This window comes from Dactylosporangium sp. McL0621 (genome assembly GCF_049995355.1).
GTDB lineage: Bacteria > Actinomycetota > Actinomycetes > Mycobacteriales > Micromonosporaceae > Dactylosporangium.
The window spans coordinates 2,638,418-2,654,668 of sequence record NZ_CP188259.1; the positions used below are offsets into that span (position 1 = coordinate 2,638,418).

General features: G+C 72.7%; 20 protein-coding genes. 10 read left to right on the forward strand and 10 right to left on the reverse strand.

Annotated elements, in window-relative coordinates; translation table 11 throughout:
* Position 1 precedes the first annotated feature (1 nt).
* Together ACPPVO_RS12240 and ACPPVO_RS12245 are read left to right on the forward strand one after the other, a co-directional pair.
* Positions 2-391, forward strand: a complete 390-nt coding sequence (locus tag ACPPVO_RS12240; RefSeq protein ID WP_426511315.1) for a hypothetical protein — start codon at positions 2-4, stop codon at positions 389-391.
* A 16-nt stretch (positions 392-407) separates the two neighbouring features.
* Complete coding sequence (locus ACPPVO_RS12245) at positions 408-1,115, forward strand: class I SAM-dependent methyltransferase (RefSeq protein ID WP_426511316.1); 708 nt, start codon at positions 408-410, stop codon at positions 1,113-1,115.
* Here the strand turns inward: ACPPVO_RS12245 and ACPPVO_RS12250 are convergent.
* Positions 1,088-1,633 (reverse strand): TetR/AcrR family transcriptional regulator, encoded by a 546-nt coding sequence (locus ACPPVO_RS12250; protein ID WP_426511317.1) that lies wholly within the window; start codon positions 1,631-1,633, stop codon positions 1,088-1,090. The genes ACPPVO_RS12245 and ACPPVO_RS12250 overlap by 28 nt on opposite strands.
* 21 nt (positions 1,634-1,654) lie before the next feature.
* On the opposite strand from ACPPVO_RS12250, the gene ACPPVO_RS12255 reads away from it, so the two are divergent.
* The 8 genes from ACPPVO_RS12255 (at position 1,655) to ACPPVO_RS12290 (ending at position 7,030) form a co-directional block, all read left to right on the forward strand.
* Positions 1,655-2,125 (forward strand): DUF2306 domain-containing protein, encoded by a 471-nt coding sequence (locus ACPPVO_RS12255; RefSeq protein ID WP_426511318.1) that lies wholly within the window; start codon positions 1,655-1,657, stop codon positions 2,123-2,125.
* Positions 2,126-2,184: 59 nt separating this feature from the next.
* Positions 2,185-2,718: a class I SAM-dependent methyltransferase gene (locus ACPPVO_RS12260; RefSeq protein ID WP_426511319.1), complete on the forward strand. Its 534-nt coding sequence runs from the start codon at positions 2,185-2,187 to the stop codon at positions 2,716-2,718.
* 5 nt (positions 2,719-2,723) lie between these two features.
* The gene (locus ACPPVO_RS12265) at positions 2,724-3,521 is read left to right on the forward strand and encodes an endonuclease/exonuclease/phosphatase family protein (RefSeq protein ID WP_426511320.1); all 798 of its coding nucleotides are present in this window, start codon (positions 2,724-2,726) and stop codon (positions 3,519-3,521) included.
* Between the two features lie 65 nt (positions 3,522-3,586).
* Positions 3,587-4,084 carry a toxin-antitoxin system HicB family antitoxin gene (locus ACPPVO_RS12270; protein ID WP_426511321.1) on the forward strand — a complete coding sequence of 166 codons (498 nt, stop codon included), beginning with the start codon at positions 3,587-3,589 and terminating at the stop codon, positions 4,082-4,084.
* A 73-nt stretch (positions 4,085-4,157) separates the two neighbouring features.
* Positions 4,158-5,021 (forward strand): DUF4097 family beta strand repeat-containing protein, encoded by an 864-nt coding sequence (locus ACPPVO_RS12275; protein ID WP_426511322.1) that lies wholly within the window; start codon positions 4,158-4,160, stop codon positions 5,019-5,021.
* On the forward strand, positions 5,018-5,767 hold the full coding sequence (locus ACPPVO_RS12280; RefSeq protein WP_426511323.1) for an ABC transporter ATP-binding protein: 750 nt from the start codon (positions 5,018-5,020) through the stop codon (positions 5,765-5,767). Before ACPPVO_RS12275 ends, ACPPVO_RS12280 begins: the two co-directional genes overlap by 4 nt.
* Positions 5,768-5,778: 11 nt before the next feature.
* A complete protein-coding gene (locus ACPPVO_RS12285; protein WP_426511324.1) occupies positions 5,779-6,540 on the forward strand; it encodes an ABC transporter permease in 762 nt (253 codons plus the stop codon).
* 16 nt (positions 6,541-6,556) lie between these two features.
* Positions 6,557-7,030, forward strand: a complete 474-nt coding sequence (locus ACPPVO_RS12290; protein WP_426511325.1) for an HIT family protein — start codon at positions 6,557-6,559, stop codon at positions 7,028-7,030.
* A gap of 41 nt (positions 7,031-7,071) precedes the next feature.
* On the opposite strand, the gene ACPPVO_RS12295 is transcribed toward ACPPVO_RS12290, so the two are convergent.
* The 9 genes from ACPPVO_RS12295 to ACPPVO_RS12335 are packed head-to-tail and all read right to left on the reverse strand — an operon-like array spanning position 7,072 to position 16,249.
* Entirely contained in the window at positions 7,072-7,536 is a 465-nt protein-coding gene (locus tag ACPPVO_RS12295) for a hypothetical protein (protein WP_426511326.1), read from the reverse strand.
* 12 nt (positions 7,537-7,548) lie between these two features.
* Positions 7,549-8,430: a hypothetical protein gene (locus tag ACPPVO_RS12300; RefSeq protein ID WP_426511327.1), complete on the reverse strand. Its 882-nt coding sequence runs from the start codon at positions 8,428-8,430 to the stop codon at positions 7,549-7,551.
* Positions 8,431-8,453: 23 nt separating this feature from the next.
* Entirely contained in the window at positions 8,454-9,665 is a 1,212-nt protein-coding gene (locus ACPPVO_RS12305) for an MCE family protein (protein ID WP_426511328.1), read from the reverse strand.
* On the reverse strand, positions 9,662-11,053 hold the full coding sequence (locus ACPPVO_RS12310) for an MCE family protein (RefSeq protein ID WP_426511329.1): 1,392 nt from the start codon (positions 11,051-11,053) through the stop codon (positions 9,662-9,664). Before ACPPVO_RS12310 ends, ACPPVO_RS12305 begins: the two co-directional genes overlap by 4 nt.
* The gene (locus ACPPVO_RS12315) at positions 11,050-12,207 is read right to left on the reverse strand and encodes an MCE family protein (protein ID WP_426511330.1); all 1,158 of its coding nucleotides are present in this window, start codon (positions 12,205-12,207) and stop codon (positions 11,050-11,052) included. Before ACPPVO_RS12315 ends, ACPPVO_RS12310 begins: the two co-directional genes overlap by 4 nt.
* Before the next feature lies 1 nt (position 12,208).
* Entirely contained in the window at positions 12,209-13,180 is a 972-nt protein-coding gene (locus ACPPVO_RS12320; protein ID WP_426511331.1) for an MCE family protein, read from the reverse strand.
* A complete protein-coding gene (locus ACPPVO_RS12325) occupies positions 13,177-14,196 on the reverse strand; it encodes an MCE family protein (protein ID WP_426511332.1) in 1,020 nt (339 codons plus the stop codon). Before ACPPVO_RS12325 ends, ACPPVO_RS12320 begins: the two co-directional genes overlap by 4 nt.
* Entirely contained in the window at positions 14,193-15,449 is a 1,257-nt protein-coding gene (locus ACPPVO_RS12330) for an MCE family protein (protein ID WP_426511333.1), read from the reverse strand. The genes ACPPVO_RS12325 and ACPPVO_RS12330 overlap by 4 nt, the downstream gene beginning before the upstream one ends.
* Positions 15,446-16,249 carry an MlaE family ABC transporter permease gene (locus ACPPVO_RS12335; RefSeq protein ID WP_360390538.1) on the reverse strand — a complete coding sequence of 268 codons (804 nt, stop codon included), beginning with the start codon at positions 16,247-16,249 and terminating at the stop codon, positions 15,446-15,448. Before ACPPVO_RS12335 ends, ACPPVO_RS12330 begins: the two co-directional genes overlap by 4 nt.
* Positions 16,250-16,251: the final 2 nt, after the last annotated feature.

Below are 16,251 nucleotides of genomic sequence, written 5' to 3' on the forward strand. Positions count from 1 at the left end.
CATGCGCAGACTCCTCATCATCACCGCGACCACCGCCGCGGCCCTGGCGATAGGGGGCACGGCCCTGGCGTCCTCGGGCCCGGGCCGTCACGACGACCGCCCGTCCCAGGTAGTGGTCAGTCCCAGCCCGTCCGAGGACAACCCGTCCCGAGGAGTGGACGACCCGGCCGGCGACCCGGCGAGCCCGTCGGGCTCGCCCACCGTCGATGACCACGGCGGACTCCGCACCACCGAACCCGGCGATGACCACGGCGGACTCCGTACCACCGAGCCCGGCGACGACCACGGCGGACTCCGGACGACCGAGCCCGGCGAGGACCACGGCGACCCCGGCGGAGGCTCCGACGACCGCGCCGGTGACGATCATGGGGGTTCCCGCCACCGGCGATAACTGCGATCATGTCGCCGTGCCCCTGCTCGACGACGACGCCCTCGCCGGATCGGCAGTGGTGGCGAACTCCGCGATGAACCGCGAACGCGGCCTCGACGGCGTCAACAGCTACGAACATGAGCTCGGCTTCAACCCGGTCGAGGTGATCACGGCGCTGGCCCGGGTCACCGGCGCGCCGGACACGGTCGCGTGGCTCGACCTGTGCTGCGGCTCCGGCCGCGCGCTGGTCGAGGCCGCGGGCCGCCTCGGCGAGCAGGGCGTGTCGGGCCGCGTGCTGGTCGAGGGGGTCGACCTCGTCGACGCCTTCGTCCCCGCGCCCGACGTGCCCTGGCTGCGGCTGACCGCGGCGCCCGTGCAGGCCTGGGCGCCGCGCCGGCGGTACGACCTCATCACCAGCATCCACGGCCTGCACTACGTGGGCGACAAGCTCGGCCTGCTGGCCCGGGCGGCGGGCTGGCTGACCGAGGGCGGAAGGCTGGTCGCCGACCTGGACCTGGCGGCGGTACGGCTGGAGGACGGCGCCCCCGCCGGTCGCCGCCTGGCCGCGGACCTGCGCGACGCCGGCTTCAACTACGACGGCCGCCGGCGCCGGATCGGCCGCGACGACCGCGGCGACGTGGCGCTGCCCTACGTGTACCTGGGCGCCGACGACCGTGCCGGCCCGAACTACACCGGCCAGGACGCCGTGCACTCGTACTATCGCAGGAACGGCAGGCCCGCGTAGCCGAGCTGCTCGGCGAAGTTCTCCCCGTCCACCTTGCCGGCCAGCTCCAGGCTCACCATGCCGTGCGCGAGCGCCCACAGGTGCAGCGCCACGGGCTCCGGGTCGTCGCCGGTGAACACGCCCTCGGCCTGGCACCGGGCCACCCCGGCGACCAGCGGCCGGTACGTTGCGTCGGCCGCCTCCGTGTGCCCGAAGCCCCCGGTGAACATCAGGCCGTACAGGTGCGGGCTGGCCAGCGCCGCCTCCCGGTAGGCGAACCCGAGCGCGATGAGGTCGGCGAGCGCGTCCCCGGACCGCGGCGCGGCCGCGAGCGCCGCGCCCAGCCGCCGGAACCCCTCCCGGTGCATGGCGTCGAGCAGCCCCTGCTTGTCGCCGAAGAGCGTGTACACGGGCATCGTCGAAACCCCCGCGGCCGCGGCGACCTTGCGCAGCGAGAGCCCGCCGGGCCCCTCGTCCACGAGAATCCGCGCCGCGGCGTCGACCAGCCGCCCGGTGAGCTCGGCATTGACGTTCACCACGGCCGCGACTATAACAGTGTTATGCGCGATAACGTTGTTATTCCGCTCCACGCCGCCGCGGCGACGATCTCCCTGCTGCTCGGCGCCTTCAACCTCCTGCGCCGCACGCGGGGCGACCGCCCCCACCGCGTGGCGGGCCGCGTGTGGGTCGGCGCCATGTACTTCACCATCATCAGCTCGTTCTTCGTCAAGGCCCTGAACCCGGGCCACTTCAGCTGGATTCACGGCCTGTCGGCCTTCACGTTCGTGACGCTGAGCATCGCGCTGTGGGCGGCGCTGACGGGCCGGGTGCAGACGCACCGCCGCTTCATGACCGGCTCGTACCTGGGCCTGCTGGGCGCCTTCGCGGGCGCGGTGGCCGTACCGCAGCGGGATATTCCACAGTGGATCGTGCACCGCCCGCTGGAGCTGTCGCTGGGCGCACTGGCCTGTGTGGCGGTAGCGGCAACGGTCATCCTGGCGGGCCGCCGCGGCGCGCGGACATCCGACTAGCGCCGCTCCACCACGACGACCGCGGCATCGTTCATCCGTGGCCCCGACATAATCGCGGCATGGGTGAGCGCGCGTTGAGCTTCAGGGCGGTGGCGGCGGCGTACGAGCGGTACCGGCCCGGGTATCCCGTGCGGCTGTTCGATCTCGTCATGGGGTACGCCGGCCGGCCGGTTCGCACCGCGCTCGAGATCGGCGCCGGGACCGGGAAGGCGACCCGGCTGTTCGCGCGGGCCGGGATCGCCGTGACGGCAACCGAACCCGACGCGGCCATGCTCGCCGAGCTGCGCCGGTGCGTGCCAGCAGGCGTCACGACGCGCCGGGCCGCGTTCGAGGATCTGCTTCCCGGCGAGCGCTTCGGGCTCGTGTACGTGGCGGCGGCGCTGCACCGGACCAGCCCGGAGGCGCGGTGGTCGCGCATGGCCGCGCTGCTGGAGCCGGGCGGGGTGTTCGCCTCGTTCGGTGGTCCGATCGCGCCGGCCGATCCGGCCGTCGACGCGGCGGTCCGGGCCGCGCGGGCACCGTTCCTGGGAGCGACGGTCGAGGTCAACGCCGACATCGTTGTCCATCTGGCGCGCCGGCGGGACGGGAGCTGAACCACATGCGGGTGCTCACGTGGAATCTGTGGTGGCGCTTCGGGGACTGGCGGCAGCGGCAGGCGGCGATCCTCGCGGTGCTGCGCGCCGAGCGGGCCGACGTCTGCGGGCTGCAGGAGGTGTGGGCCACGCCCGGGGCGAACCAGGCCGCGATTCTCGCCGCGGAGCTCGGGATGCACTGGGCATACGCGCCGTCGCCGGCGCCGCGGCGGTGGCGGGAGCGCGGCGGGGAGCCCGACGCCGAGGTCGGCAACGCGGTGCTGAGCCGGTGGCCGATCGGTGAGCCGGCGATCGGGGCGCTGCCCGGCCCGGACGGGCGGACCGTGCTGTTCGCGCGCGTCGACGCGCCCGGCGGGCCGGTGCCGTTCTTCACCACGCACCTGGACTCGGCGCCGGCGGGCTCGGCGGTGCGGGTCGAGCAGGTCGCGGCCGTGGCCCGGTTCGTCGCGCAGCACACGATCCAGGACCACCCCGCGGTGCTGACCGGTGACTGCAACGCCGAGCCCGACTCGGACGAGCTGCGGCTGCTCGGCGGGCGGCTCACCGCGCCCGCGGCGGAGGGGCTCGTGCTCGTCGACGCGTGGCGGTACACCGGCGGTGCCGATCCCGGGCACACCTGGGACGCGCGCAACCCGCATGCGCGCGCGTTCGGGCTTCCGAGCTGCCGCATCGACTACGTGCTCGTCGAACCGCCGCACGGCTCCCGCGGTTCCGTCAAACGGGTCTGGGTTGCCGGAAATGTTCCGATTGACGGGTTGTGGCCATCCGACCACGCGGCCGTGGTCGCCGAACTCAGGGACTGACCGCCTGGTGTCATGTGGTGTCACTTGCCCTTGTCATGACACCACTCGGTGGCTACAGTGGTGTCATGGACCTCGACCGGTACGTCTCCGATCTCCAGAATCAGCTGGCTGCGGCGGCGGTGAACGGTGATGCGGACGCCCGGGCCGTCGCGGAGCAGCTCAATGTCGCTCTCGAGCCGGCGGTCCGCCTCATGCTGCTCGGGGCCCTGAGCGACGTCGCCGGCGAGATCACGCAGCAGATCGCGCCCGGGTCGGTCGAGGTGGTGCTGCGGGGACGGGATCCGCACCTGGCGGTGACCCGGCCCGAGCCGGCGCCGGACGCGGCCGGTCCGACCGCGGCCGAGGTCGCGGCGCCGGCGCTCGACGACACCGTGTCCTCCCGGACCACGCTGCGGCTGCCGGACCGGCTCAAGGCGCGGGCCGAGCAGGCCGCGGCCGAGGAGGGGGTTTCGGTGAACTCGTGGTTCGTCCGCGCGATCGCCGCCGCCCTGGAACCCGGCGTCCAGCGCGTCCCGCGGCGCGACACCAAGCAGGGCGAACGCTTCACGGGCTGGGCCCGCTAGGCCATATCCCATCGAACCTCACGGTCCCGCCGCGCGGCGGGACTGATCCGGCATGCCCATGTGGAGGTCAGCCATGCCCAGTTACGACGTTGCCGGCCCGATCGACCTCGAGGTCACGGTCGGCGCCGGCCTTGTCGAGATCGTCGCCTCGGAGCGTACCGATGCCGTCGTCGAGGTGCTGCCGAGCAAGGCCGGCCGCGGCGGCGACGAGTCGCTGGCCCGCGAGGCCTCGGTGTCGTTCGACGGCGGCCGGGTGCGGGTCAAGGTACCGCGGCGGCTCAATCTTTTCAGCAAGGGCGACTCGGTCGACGTCCGGTGCGAGGTGCCGACCGGTTCGCGGGTGACGGTCGAGACCGCGTACGGGTCGGTCCGGACCCGCGGCGTGCTCGGGGACGCCCGCATCGTCGCGAAGTACGGCGGTGTCACGGCCGACACCGTCGCCGACCTCGTGCTCGATGCGCCTTACGGCAGTACCGACATCGCCGAGGTGACCGGCCGCCTCGACGTCACCGCCGGCCACGGGGTGCTGCGCATCGCCGAGGTGCACGGCAGCGCCCGGCTGCGCGCCGCGCACGGATCCATGGAGCTCGGTACCGCGGGCGGCGACGTCGAGGCCGCCACGTCCGGCACGCTCACCATCGACCGCGCCCTCGGCGACGTGACCGCGCGCAGCGCCCACGGGCCCATCCGCATCCGGGAGGTCGGCGGCGGCACGATCCGGCTCGACAACGGCCACGCCGACGTCGACGTCGGCATCCCGAACGGCGTCGCGGCCTGGATCGACGCCAGCTCCGCGCACGGCCGGGTCCGCAACGAGCTCACCCCCGACCCGGCCGCCGCCGCGAGCGAACGCACGGTCGAGCTCCACCTGCACACCAACTACGGCAACGTCACCATCCGCCGCATCACCACCCCCCGAAGGGAAGCGCTGAGATGATCGAGGTAAAGGGCCTGCAGAAGTCGTACGGCGAGCTACGCGTGCTGCGGGGCGTGGAGTTCGACGTGGCCAGGGGCAGCATCTTCGCCCTGCTCGGCTCCAACGGGGCCGGGAAGACCACCGTCGTGAAGATCCTGTCCACGCTGCTCAAGGCCGACGCCGGCACCGCCCGCGTCCACGGCTTCGACGTCGCCACGCGACCGGCGGACGTGCGGGAGTCAATCAGCCTCACCGGCCAGTTCGCGGCCGTCGACGAGATCCTCACCGGCCGCGAGAACCTCGTGCTGGTCGCCCGGCTGCGCCACCTCAAGCAGGCCGGCAAGATCGCGGATGACCTGCTCGCGCGCTTCTCGCTGACCGAGGCGGCCGCGCGGAAGGTGTCGACCTACTCCGGCGGCATGCGCCGCCGCCTCGACATCGCGATGAGCCTGGTCGGGGACCCGCCGGTCATCTTCCTCGACGAGCCGACCACCGGGCTCGACCCGCAGGGCCGCATCGAGGTGTGGCAGTCGGTCAAGGAGCTCGCCGGCCGGGGCACGACGGTCCTGCTCACCACCCAGTACCTGGACGAGGCCGAACAGCTCGCCGACCGGATCGCGATCCTCCACGAGGGCCGCATCATCGTGAACGGCACCCTCAGCGAACTCAAGCAGCTGCTCCCGCCGGCCAAGGTCGAGTACGTCGAGAAGCAGCCCACCCTCGAGGACGTCTTCCTCGCCCTCGTCGGCGCCGGCTCGGACAAGTAAGGGGAAACGAGATGACCAGACACTTCTTCGGCGACACCGCCGTGCTGACCGGACGCTCGCTGCGCCACATCACCCGCAGCCTGGACACCATCATCACCACCACGATCATGCCGATCGCGTTCATGCTCCTGTTCGTGTACGTCTTCGGCGGCGCGATCAACTCGGGCGCCAAGTCCTATGTGGACTACCTGCTGCCCGGCATCCTGCTCATCACGATCGCCTCGGGCATCTCGTACACCGCGTTCCGGCTCTTCCTCGACATGCAGAGCGGCATCTTCGAGCGCTTCCAGTCCATGCCGATCGCCCGCTCGTCCGTGCTGTGGGCGCACGTACTGACCTCGCTGGTCGCCAACCTCATCTCGGTCGTGGTCGTCGTGCTCGTCGCCCTCGTCATGGGCTTCCGCTCCGCGGCGGGGCTGCCGGCCTGGCTGGCGGTCGCCGGCATCCTGATCCTGTTCACCTTCACCCTGACCTGGATCGCCATCATCCCGGGCCTGGCCGCGAAGTCCGTGGACGGCGCGAGCGCGTTCTCGTACCCGCTCATCTTCCTGCCGTTCATCAGCTCGGCGTTCGTGCCGACGGCCACCATGCCGGGCCCGGTGCGCGCCTTCGCCGAACACCAGCCGGTGACCCTGATCGTGAACGCGATCCGATCCCTGTTCACCGAGCAGCCGGCGGGCACTGGCATCTGGGGCGCGCTCGCCTGGTGCGTGGGCATCCTCGTGGTCGCGTACACCTTCGCCATGTACACGTTCCGCCGTAAGATCTCCTAGCCGATCAGGGGGTGCCATGTTCAACCACGCGCCGGATGACTACGAGTGCCCCTTCTGCCGGCTGGTGGCGGGCGGCGAGGACGAACGGCGAACGCAGCGCGACGTCGTGCGGCGCGACGAGCTGGCCACCGCGTTCGTCTCGCCGCGGTGGTGGCCGAAGAACCACGGTCACGTGATGGTCGTGCCGAACACCCACTACGAGAACCTGTACGACCTGCCGACCCGCTACGGGCACGCGATCCACGACCTGGCCCGCGACGTCGCGATCGCCATGCGGCACACCTACGGCTGCGACGGGATCTCGGTACGCCAGCACAACGAGCCCGCCGGCAACCAGGACGTCTGGCACTACCACATGCACGTCTTCCCGCGGTACGCCGGCGACGACCTCTACTTCACCCGCCCGCAGGAGGACTTCTCCCCGGCCGAGCAGCGCCTGCCGTACGCGGACAAGCTACGCGGGTACTTCGAGTCGCCGGCCCCGAGCTGATCCGAGGCGGGCTCTGCCCCAGATCAGCAGCGCGTCGGTGGTCAGACGGCTATGGCGTGGGCGACCTTCCACGCCCCGCCGACCGGGACCATGGTCAGCACCACCCGGTTCTGGTCGACCTTCTCGCCGGTGATGTTGGCGTTGCGGCGGTACTGGTCGACGTAGAGCAGCAGCTCGACCCGCGTCGGGGCGGCGCTCACCACGCCCGTGGCCGAGACCGCCGCTCGCACGATCGCCTGTTCGGCGACCGCGTTGGACTTGAGTGCCGTCGTCGTCTGGGCGTACTCGTCGGCGAAGCCGCCGGTCGTGAACCCCTTGCCGTTGGCGATGCTCGCGTCGAAGCTGCGGTAGTCGTACGAGAAGATGGCCTGCGCCGCGGCGTTTGCTGCCGCCGTGGACTGGCGCACGGCCACGTCGCGGCGGTGGTGCTCGTCGGTGAAGTACCAGCCGGCGCCGGCCAGGCCGAGTGCGGCCACGATCAGGACGTACACGTAAACGCGCTTCATCGTCGTTTCCCCTCAGCCCACGAACTGCAGCTTGGCCACGAGCCAGCGGCCCGAGTCGCGGTCGCGGGCCAGGTCCACCTGGATGCGGTAGTGCGACGCCCGGCCCTCCGGCGCCTTGCTGTTGCGTACCGTCGCGTCCACCGCCACGAGCACGACGGCGTGTTCGCGGTCGCCCGAGACGAGGGCGGACCGCAGCACGGTGCCCCTCGAGTCCACGTTGTTCTCCACGACCGCGGCCTTCACCTGGGCCTGGCCGCGGGTGAACTCGTCGCGGAAGTCGCCGGTCGCGCCGGCGACGATCCGCTGCAGGTCCCGGTCGACGCTGGCCGCGCTCACCGACACGAAGTCGACCGTGGTCTGCTGGGCCGCCGCCAGGGCCTGCTGGTGCGCACGGTCGAGCGTGCGGGCGTCGTACCACCGCTGACCGAGCACGGCGGCCGCGGCGATCGCGGCGCCGAGCACGAGCGCGAGCAGCGCGGTGGCGAGCGACGGGCGGCGCAGGCGGAACCGGGGCTTCGGCTCCCGGCGCCGCACCGAGCGGGCGGGCCCCCGCCGGTGCGGCGCCGTTCGCCGACGAGGAGGCTTCCCGGCGTCATCCTCGTCGTGAGTAACGTCTTCGACGGACTTCTCCTCCAGGACCACCGGCTCCTCGTCCAGGTGCGACAGGACGTGGTCGATGGTGTCGCGGCGCTTCGGGACCCGGCGGCGGGTGGCGGCCCGCCGCCGGACGCTGCGCGGCGCGAGCCGTTCAAAAGCCTCGACGCGGTCACCGCGTGGCCCGAGCCGTTCAGAAGCAGCCGCGTGCTCTGCCAAAGAAGGCGTGCTCTCCTCAAAAGAATCGGAATCGGCGCCGCCCGGCACGAGCCGCAGGCCGCGCTCCTCTGCTGCGGACACGGAAGCCTCCAGGGATGACGGGCTCACGGCGCGAGACCGGCGAGCAGGAGTTGTTTCCAGGACTGGTCGCCGGCGAGCGCGTACTGGCCGCCGGTGGTGCCGAACAGCAGCGGGTTGCCGTCCGAGCCGAGCACGGTGCCGGACACCGGGTCGTAGGACGGCGGCGCCGGGTCGCCCGAGGAGCCGGGCCGCGGCGCGTTGTTCGTGCCGCGGACGCTGGACCCCCGCCCCTGGTCGGCCGCGCTGCATCGCGTCGAGCCGGCGTACTTGCACGGCGGCGGGTCGTCCACGTTGAGCACGAGCCCGAAGTGGGCCGTCCCGTCGCCGGGCGTCACCGTGAAGCCGCCCGCGACGGTGAGCGGGTACACCACAAGTATCTGCTCGATCCCGGGCAGTCTCCGGGCCGCGACCCCGTTCACCGCGACCAGGTTGGCCAGCAGCGGCCCGATCGACGGGTCGAGGCCGTCGAGCAGCGACACGAGCTCGCGCGCGGCCGGCGGCGCGTCGGCGATGATGCGGCGCAGGTCGGCGTCGGAGGAGCGCAGCGTCGCGGCGATCTGCGCCAGGCCGGACGCCCACTGCCGGATCGCGGCCGCCGACTCTTCCTGGGTCTGCAGTACCGTGCGGCCGTCGGCGAGCAGCGTGCGGGTCTGCGGCAGCGTGGCCGAGGCCGAGTCCAGGATCAGCTCACCCGCGTCGAGCAGGTGCCGCAGCGCCTGCTCGTTGCCCTCGAAGGCGGTGCCGAGCTCGTCGATGACGACCGACAGCGCCTGCGGGTCGACCGACTGCACGAGCGCGTCGAGGTTGGCCAGCAGCGTCTCCGGCGCGAGCGGGACGCCGGTGCGCTCGCGCGGGATGACCGAGCCGTCGTGCAGGTACGGGCCCGCGTCGCCGTCCGGGCGCAGGTCCAGGAACTGCTCGCCGACGGCCGAGCGCTGCCCGACCACGGCCCGGGTGCCGGCCGGGACGAGCACCCCGTCGTCGAGGTGCAGCCGCGCCCGCGCCCCGGCGCCCTGCAGCGCGACCGACTCGACCCGGCCCACGGGCACGCCGCGGTATGTGACGGGCGCGTTGGCGAAGAGGCCGCCGGCCTGGGCCAGGTCGGCGTAGACGGTGGTACCGCGGCCCAGCAGGCGGTCGCCCAGGCCGACGTACTCCAGCCCGACGTACACGATCCCGACGAGCCCGACCACGAGGAAGGCCAGCACCTGCAGCTTGGCGGAGCGGCGGATCACGGCAGCAGACCTCCGCCCAGCACGTCGGTGAGCCCGCCCTGCTGCCCGTTTGTCGCGCCGGTCGCCGGGGGCAGCAGGCAGGCGGGGGACAGGGCGGTGCCCGGCGGCAGCAGCGTGCCGGGCGGGAAGACGGTCCCCGGCGGCACGACGCCGCCGGGCGGGATCAGGCTGCCGGCCGGCGGCTTGGTGCCGGGCGGCACGATCTGGCAGTCCTTCGGCAGCTCGCAGCCCTTCGGCGGAATCCACCCGGGCGGGAGCAGGCCGCCGATCGGCAGGCAGTTCAGGGGCAGCACGCCGATGAGGGGCGGCGGCTTCTGGGTGCCCCCGGAGCCCCCGGTCTTGGGCTGGCCCCCGGACGACCCCGAGGAGCCCGAGGAGGCCTTCGGCGCCGGGGTCGAGGCGACGGGCGGGGCGGTGTTCACCAGCAGGTTGGACAGGATCGTGGTGGCGTCGATGTCCGCGGTCGCGCCGAGGTTCACGTAGTCGCCGACGATCGCGCCGCTGACGCTGGGCGGGAACGGGAACGACAGCAGGAAGTCCAGCGACTTCGGCAGCGCGTCGCCGGCCTTGACCAGCTGCTCCAGCAGCGGCTGGAGCGCCTTGAGCGAGGCCAGCGTGTCGTCGCGGCTCTGCTCGATCACCCGGGTGCCGACCCGGCCCAGATCGCCGAGCGCGGTCAGGGTCGCGGTGAGCTGCTCGCGCTGCTCCTCGAGCACGGTCAGGCCCGGGGCCAGGGACGACAGTGCGGTACCGATGACGTCCCGCTGCTTCGACAGCGTCACGGTGAGCCGGTCCAGGGCGTCGAGGGCCCGCACGATGTCGGCCTTCTGCGCGTCGAGCCCGCCGACGAACGCGTCGAGCTGGTGCAGCGCGTCCTTGGCGGCCGGCTCGCGGCCCTGCAGCGCGGTCCCCAGCTCCTCGTTGATGGTCTTGAGCTGGGCCAGGCCGCCGCCGTTGAGCAGCAGGCCGAGCGCGGCGAGCACCTCCTCGACCTCGGCCGAGCGCCGGGTGCGGCTCAGCGGCACGACCGAGCCGTCGCCGAGCTTCCCCTGCGGCGCCTCGGTGGCCGGGGCCTCCAGGGCCACGTACTTCTCGCCGAGCAGACTTGTCTGGCGTACCGCGGCCGTGGCGTTGGCCGGCAGGCTCACCTTCGCGTCGACGCGCAGCCGCACGCGGGCCGTCCAGCCGTCGAGCGAGATCCGTTCGACGCTGCCGACGGTCACGTCGTTGACCTTCACGGCGGCCTGCGGGACCAGGTCGAGCACGTCGGAGAACTCGGCGGTGACGTGGTACCCGGGGCCGGAAGGCGCGCCGCCCGGGAGCGTGAGGTCGCAGCCGCCGGCGAGGAGGCAGACACCGGCGGCCGCGGCGGCCAAGGACTTTCTCACGACAACCCCCGCAGGATGCCGCCGAGCGTGAGGTCGCGGGTGACTTCGGGCAGGGAGGGCAGCGCCGGGGCGGCCGGCGCCTTGGTGGTGTCGACGGCGGGCGGCGCCGGCTTGAGGCCGCCGATCGTCTGGCCGAGCGCCGTGCACTCCTTCGGCAGCTGCGCCACCGGCACGTTCTGCGCGATCACCGAGCAGACGTAGGTCGCGGCGTCGTAGGGGCCGAGCGCGTCGTCGCGCGTGTCGAGGGTGCCGGAGCGCGGGTTGTACGCGAGGTTGAGATTCGACAGCGCGAGCGGCGCCACGTCGAGGATCTCGATGATCGCCTTCTGCTGCTTGGCGAGGACCCCGGTCACGTCCGCGAGCGCGTCCACGTTGGACACCAGCTCGTCCTTGTTGTCGCGGATGAACGCGGTCACCTGCGCCAGGGCGGTGGCCAGCCCGTGCAGCGCCGCGGCCAGGTCGTCGCGCTCGCCGGCGAGCTGCCCGGCGACCTCGGCCAGGCGCTGGTTGAACGCGCGCACCGCGGCGTCGCTCTGCGCCAGGGCGGTGGTGAACTCCTGCAGGTTGACCAGGGTGCCGAAGAGGTCCTGGCGGCCGTCGGCCAGGGTGGTCAGCGCCTTGTCCAGCCCGTCGATTGTCGTGTGCAGGTTGTCGCCGTTGCCCCGGAGGTTGGCCTGCCCGGCCAGCACGAGCTGCTTGAGCGCGCCGTCGGCGTTGGCGCCGCCGGGGCCGAGCGCCTCGTTGAAGTCGTTGAGGGCCTTGTAGATGTCGTCGATCTCCATCGGCACCGCGGTGCGCCCGACCGGGAGGTCCGCGCGGTCGGCCAGGGCCGCGCCGCCGGTGTAGGCGGGGGTGAGCTGGATGTACCGGTCGCTGACCACGCTGGGCGGGATGATCAGGGCCTGGGCGCCGGCCGGGATCGGCCACTCGGCGTCGTAGGACATCTCGACCCGGACCGTGCGCCCCTGCGGCGTCACCGAGGTCACCTCGCCGATGCGCACGCCGAGCACGCGCACCGACGAGCCGGCGTGGATGCCGACGGTACGGGTGAAGTGGGCCACGAGGTGCCGCTGCGGATGCCCGGTGCCGGCGATGACCAGGGCCACGGCCGCGCCGGCTAGCACGGCGGCGCCGAAGGCGATGAGGCGCTTCACGTCACCGCCCTCCGCTCGGCACGTACGGCTGCAGCAGGCCGGCGAGGTAGGAGTCGAACCAGCGGCCGTTGCCGGTCACGTTGGCGAACGCGGCCACGAACGGGCCCATCCGCTGCAGGGTGAGCTCCAGGTTGTCGCGGTTGCGCTGCAGGATGCCGACGACCCCGCGCAGCTGCCGCAGGGCCGGCTCCAGGCGGTCCTTGTTGTCCGAGACGACCCCGGCCAGCTGGGTGGCGAGGGCGTTGGTGCCGACGAGCAGGTCGTGGATCGCGTCGCGCCGCTTGCTCACCTCGGTCAGCAGCGCGTCGCCGTCGGCCACGAGCTTGCGGAACTCCTCGTCGCGCGCGGCCAGCACCCCGGTCACCTCGTGGGCCCGGGTCAGCAGCGCCCGCAGCTCGCCGTCGCGGTCGCTCACCGTCTTCGACAGCCGCGACAGCCCGTCCAGGGACGCCTGGACGCTGCCGGGGGTGTCGGCGAAGGCCTGGGCGAGCGTGGTGAACGCGTCGGCGAGCTGGATGCTGTCGATCTGGTCGAGGGTGTCGGCGAGGCCGGTGACCGCCTGCACCACGTCGAACGGGGCGGCGGTGCGGTCGAGGGGGATCTCGGCGTTCTCGGCCAGCCGGCCGGCGCCCGCGGGCTCCAGCGCGAGGTACTTCTGCCCCAGTACCGTCTTGATGCGGATCGTCGCGCGCGTGGCGGTACCGATGCGGACACTGTCGTCCTCGAGGCGGAACGTGACGCGCACGTAGGGGCCGGGGCCGCCCCGGGCCAGCCCGACGCCTGTCACCTTGCCGACCCGCACGCCCGCGACCCGCACCTCGTTGCCCGGCGCCAGCCCGCTCGCGTCGCGGAACGCGGCCCGGTAGCTCGTGGCGGTCAGCCCGGTCAGCGCGTCCATCTTGAACGCGCCGAGCACGAGCGCGACCAGCACGGCCAGGCCGACCGCGCCGACGACGAGCGGGTTGCGTCTCACGCCGCGCCTCCTGTACTGCACCGGGCCGCCGTGGAGCTGAAGCTCGCCGGGTCGAGCCGCTGCCCGGCCAGCGTCACCTGGCCGTCGAAGTCGCAGAGGTAGAAGTTGAACCACGAGCCGTAGGAGGCGACGCGGGTCAGCTGCTCATATCGGCCCGGAAGGTCCTGCAGGGTCTTGTCGATGACCCCCGCGTTGGCGTTCAACGTGCCCGACAGCGTGCCGAGCTGGTCGATGTCGGCCTGCAGGGAGGGCCGGGCGTCCTGCAGCAGCGCGGCGGTGGCCCCGGTGAGCGCGCCCACGTTGGCCAGCGCGTCGCCGATCGCGACCCGGTCGCCGGCGAGGCCGGAGACGAACTGCTGCAGCCGCGCGATCGTGGTGTCGAGGTCGCCGCGATGGTCATCCAATGTGGACAGTACGGCGTTGAGGTTGGTGACCACCCGGCCGATCACCGCGTCCCGGTCGGCGAGCGTGCCGGTCAGCGACGCGGTGCTGCGCAGCAGGCTCGCCACCGTCCCGCCCTCGCCCTGCAGCACCTGGATGATCTCGTACGCGAGCTGGTTGACGGCCTGCGGGGTGAGCGCGGTGAACAGCGGCCGGAAGCCGTTGAACAGCACCGTGAGGTCCAGCGCCGGGGTGGTCCGCGACTCGGGGATGGTCTGCCCGGCGCTCAGCGGCCGCCCGTCGCCCGGGCCCTCGTTCAGCGCGACGTAACGCTGGCCGACGAGGTTGCGGTACCGGATGGTCGCCCGCACGTCCGTGGTGAGCGGGATGGCGTCGTCGACGGTGAAGGCGACCTCGGCGACCCGGTTGTCGGCGACGCGGATGGCCCCGACCTCCCCGACCTTCACCCCGGCGATGCGCACGTCGTCCCCGGCGAGCAGGCCGGTCACGTCGGTGAAGCGCGCCTTGTACCGCGTGCCGCCGCCGCCGAACGCGCCGAGGGTCTGCGCGAGCAGGCCGGTCAGCAGCACCGTCACCGCGGCGAAGAGCGTGAGCTTGAACAGGTCCTTCTTCACTTCGCGTTCACCACCACTCCGCGCAGCAGCGGGCCCCACAGCAGTACCGCGATGTCGGGCACCTCGGCCGGCAGCACGCCCTCGGCCGCGCCGATCAGCGGGTCGAGCAGCTTCTGCTCGTCGGCCGAGCCGGCCTCGCTGGAGGGCGGCGCCACGACCGTGCCCACCGGGAGCTTGGCGGGGCCCGGGCGGTTCGCGCCGTAGTCGTAGCCGTCGTTTATCGCCGCGCCGGGCGCGGGCATCTGGGGGCTCGGCAGGCCGCGGCAGTCGGGGCCGTTGCGGGCGCCGTAGACGGGCTGGTCGCCGTTGACGTACTTGCCGTTGTCCCGCGTGATCTCCAGCGTGATGTGCATCCGGCCGCCGGAGAAGACCTGATCGACCCGCGGCTGCAGCGCGACCAGGCCCTGCATCAGGCAGGGGTACTCCGGCGCGTAGGCGGCGAGCAGCTCCAGCACCGGCCGGCTCACGTCGCCGACCCGGATCAGCTGGTCGCCGTGGCGCTGCAGGAAGTACTTCGTGCTGTCCGCCGCCGCCGTGGTGTCCGCGTAGAAGCCGGCCAGCTGCTCGCGCTGGTCGACCACCGTGTCCGCGGTGACCGACACGTCGCGCAGCAGTCCGAGCAGGTCCGGCAGGACGCCGTCGTACACGTCGAGCACCGCGGCGAGCCGCCGCACGTCCTCGGCGATGAGCGGCATGTCCTGGTTGAGCGCCCGCAGGTAGCTGTCGAGGTTCGTCACGTCGCGGCCGAGCTGGTCGCCCTTGCCCTCCAGGGCCGTCGCCAGCGCGCCCAGCGTCGCGGCGAGCTTGTCCGGCTGGATCGCCTGCAGCAGCGGCAGGGCGTCGTCGAGGACCCGCTCGAGCTCGAGGGCGCTCGCCGAGCGGTCCTGGCCGATGACGTCGCCGTCGCGGATGGCCCGGCCGTCCGGTCCGGGGATGAGCGCGACGTAGCGCTCCCCGAACAGGGTCTTGGGCAGCAGCCGGGCGCTGACCGTCGCCGGGATCTGGGTCGCCGGCGCGGGGTCGAGGGCCAGGCGCAGCCGCGCGCCCGAGCCGTCGCTGTCCACGCTGCGCACCTCGCCGACGACGACGCCGTAGTACTTGACCTCGGCGCCCGGGCTCAGCTGCATGCCGGTGTGCGCGGTCTTCAGGGTCACCCACGTGACAGGGGTGAAGGCCTTGTCGTACTGCAGCACGGCCAGCCCGAGCGCGGCGCTCAGCAGCACGATGAAGGCGAGGCCCAGGAGTCTTCTCATCCGGCGATCCGCACGGTCGTCGTCGCGCCCCAGATGGCCAGCGACAGGAAGAAGTCCACGACGTTCACCGCGACGATGGCCAGGCGCACCGCGCGCCCCACGGCGACGCCGACGCCGGCCGGGCCGCCGCTCGCGGTGTACCCGTAGTAGCAGTGCACCAGCACGACGATGACGCTGAACACGACCACCTTGACGAACGACCACAGCACGTCGACCGGGGGCAGGAACAGGTGGAAGTAGTAGTCGTACGTGCCCGCGGACTGTCCGAAGTAGACGATGGCCATGGTCCGGGTGGCGAGGTAGCTCGACAGCAGCCCGACCACGTAGAGCGGCACGACCGCGATCAGTCCGGCGATCATCCGCGTGGTGACCAGGAACGGCAGCGACGGTACCGCCATCACCTCGAGCGCGTCGACCTCCTCGGAGATGCGCATCGCGCCGAGCCGGGCGGTGAACCCGCAGCCGACCGTCGCCGAGAGGGCCAGCGCGGCGACGAGCGGGGAGATCTCGCGGGTGTTGAAGTAGGCCGAGACGAACCCGGTGAACGCGCTGGAGCCGATCTGGTCCAGCGCCTGGTAGCCCTGCAGCCCGACCTCGGTGCCGGTGAAGAACGTCATGAAGCAGATGACGCCCACGGTGCCGCCCGCCACGGCGAGCGCGCCGCCGCCGAAGCTGACCTCGGCGAGCAACCGGACGATCTCGCGCTTGTACCGCCGGACCGTCCGCGGCGCCCACGCGAACGCGCGCAGGTAGAAGGTCAGCTGACCGCCGAGATCGTCGAGCCGGTTCAGGATGGCCATGC

What these genes read in the sequence shown, in the direction of transcription:
- ACPPVO_RS12335 (WP_360390538.1), bottom strand. Translation starts at nt 16,249, where the DNA reads ATGGCCATCCTGAACCGGCTCGACGATCTCGGCGGTCAGCTGACCTTC.
- ACPPVO_RS12270 (WP_426511321.1), top strand. Translation starts at nt 3,587, where the DNA reads ATGGACCTCGACCGGTACGTCTCCGATCTCCAGAATCAGCTGGCTGCG.
- ACPPVO_RS12285 (WP_426511324.1), top strand. Translation starts at nt 5,779, where the DNA reads ATGACCAGACACTTCTTCGGCGACACCGCCGTGCTGACCGGACGCTCG.
- ACPPVO_RS12265 (WP_426511320.1), top strand. Translation starts at nt 2,724, where the DNA reads ATGCGGGTGCTCACGTGGAATCTGTGGTGGCGCTTCGGGGACTGGCGG.
- ACPPVO_RS12275 (WP_426511322.1), top strand. Translation starts at nt 4,158, where the DNA reads ATGCCCAGTTACGACGTTGCCGGCCCGATCGACCTCGAGGTCACGGTC.
- ACPPVO_RS12290 (WP_426511325.1), top strand. Translation starts at nt 6,557, where the DNA reads ATGTTCAACCACGCGCCGGATGACTACGAGTGCCCCTTCTGCCGGCTG.
- ACPPVO_RS12295 (WP_426511326.1), bottom strand. Translation starts at nt 7,536, where the DNA reads ATGAAGCGCGTTTACGTGTACGTCCTGATCGTGGCCGCACTCGGCCTG.
- ACPPVO_RS12240 (WP_426511315.1), top strand. Translation starts at nt 2, where the DNA reads ATGCGCAGACTCCTCATCATCACCGCGACCACCGCCGCGGCCCTGGCG.
- ACPPVO_RS12330 (WP_426511333.1), bottom strand. Translation starts at nt 15,449, where the DNA reads ATGAGAAGACTCCTGGGCCTCGCCTTCATCGTGCTGCTGAGCGCCGCG.
- ACPPVO_RS12255 (WP_426511318.1), top strand. Translation starts at nt 1,655, where the DNA reads ATGCGCGATAACGTTGTTATTCCGCTCCACGCCGCCGCGGCGACGATC.
- ACPPVO_RS12280 (WP_426511323.1), top strand. Translation starts at nt 5,018, where the DNA reads ATGATCGAGGTAAAGGGCCTGCAGAAGTCGTACGGCGAGCTACGCGTG.
- ACPPVO_RS12260 (WP_426511319.1), top strand. Translation starts at nt 2,185, where the DNA reads ATGGGTGAGCGCGCGTTGAGCTTCAGGGCGGTGGCGGCGGCGTACGAG.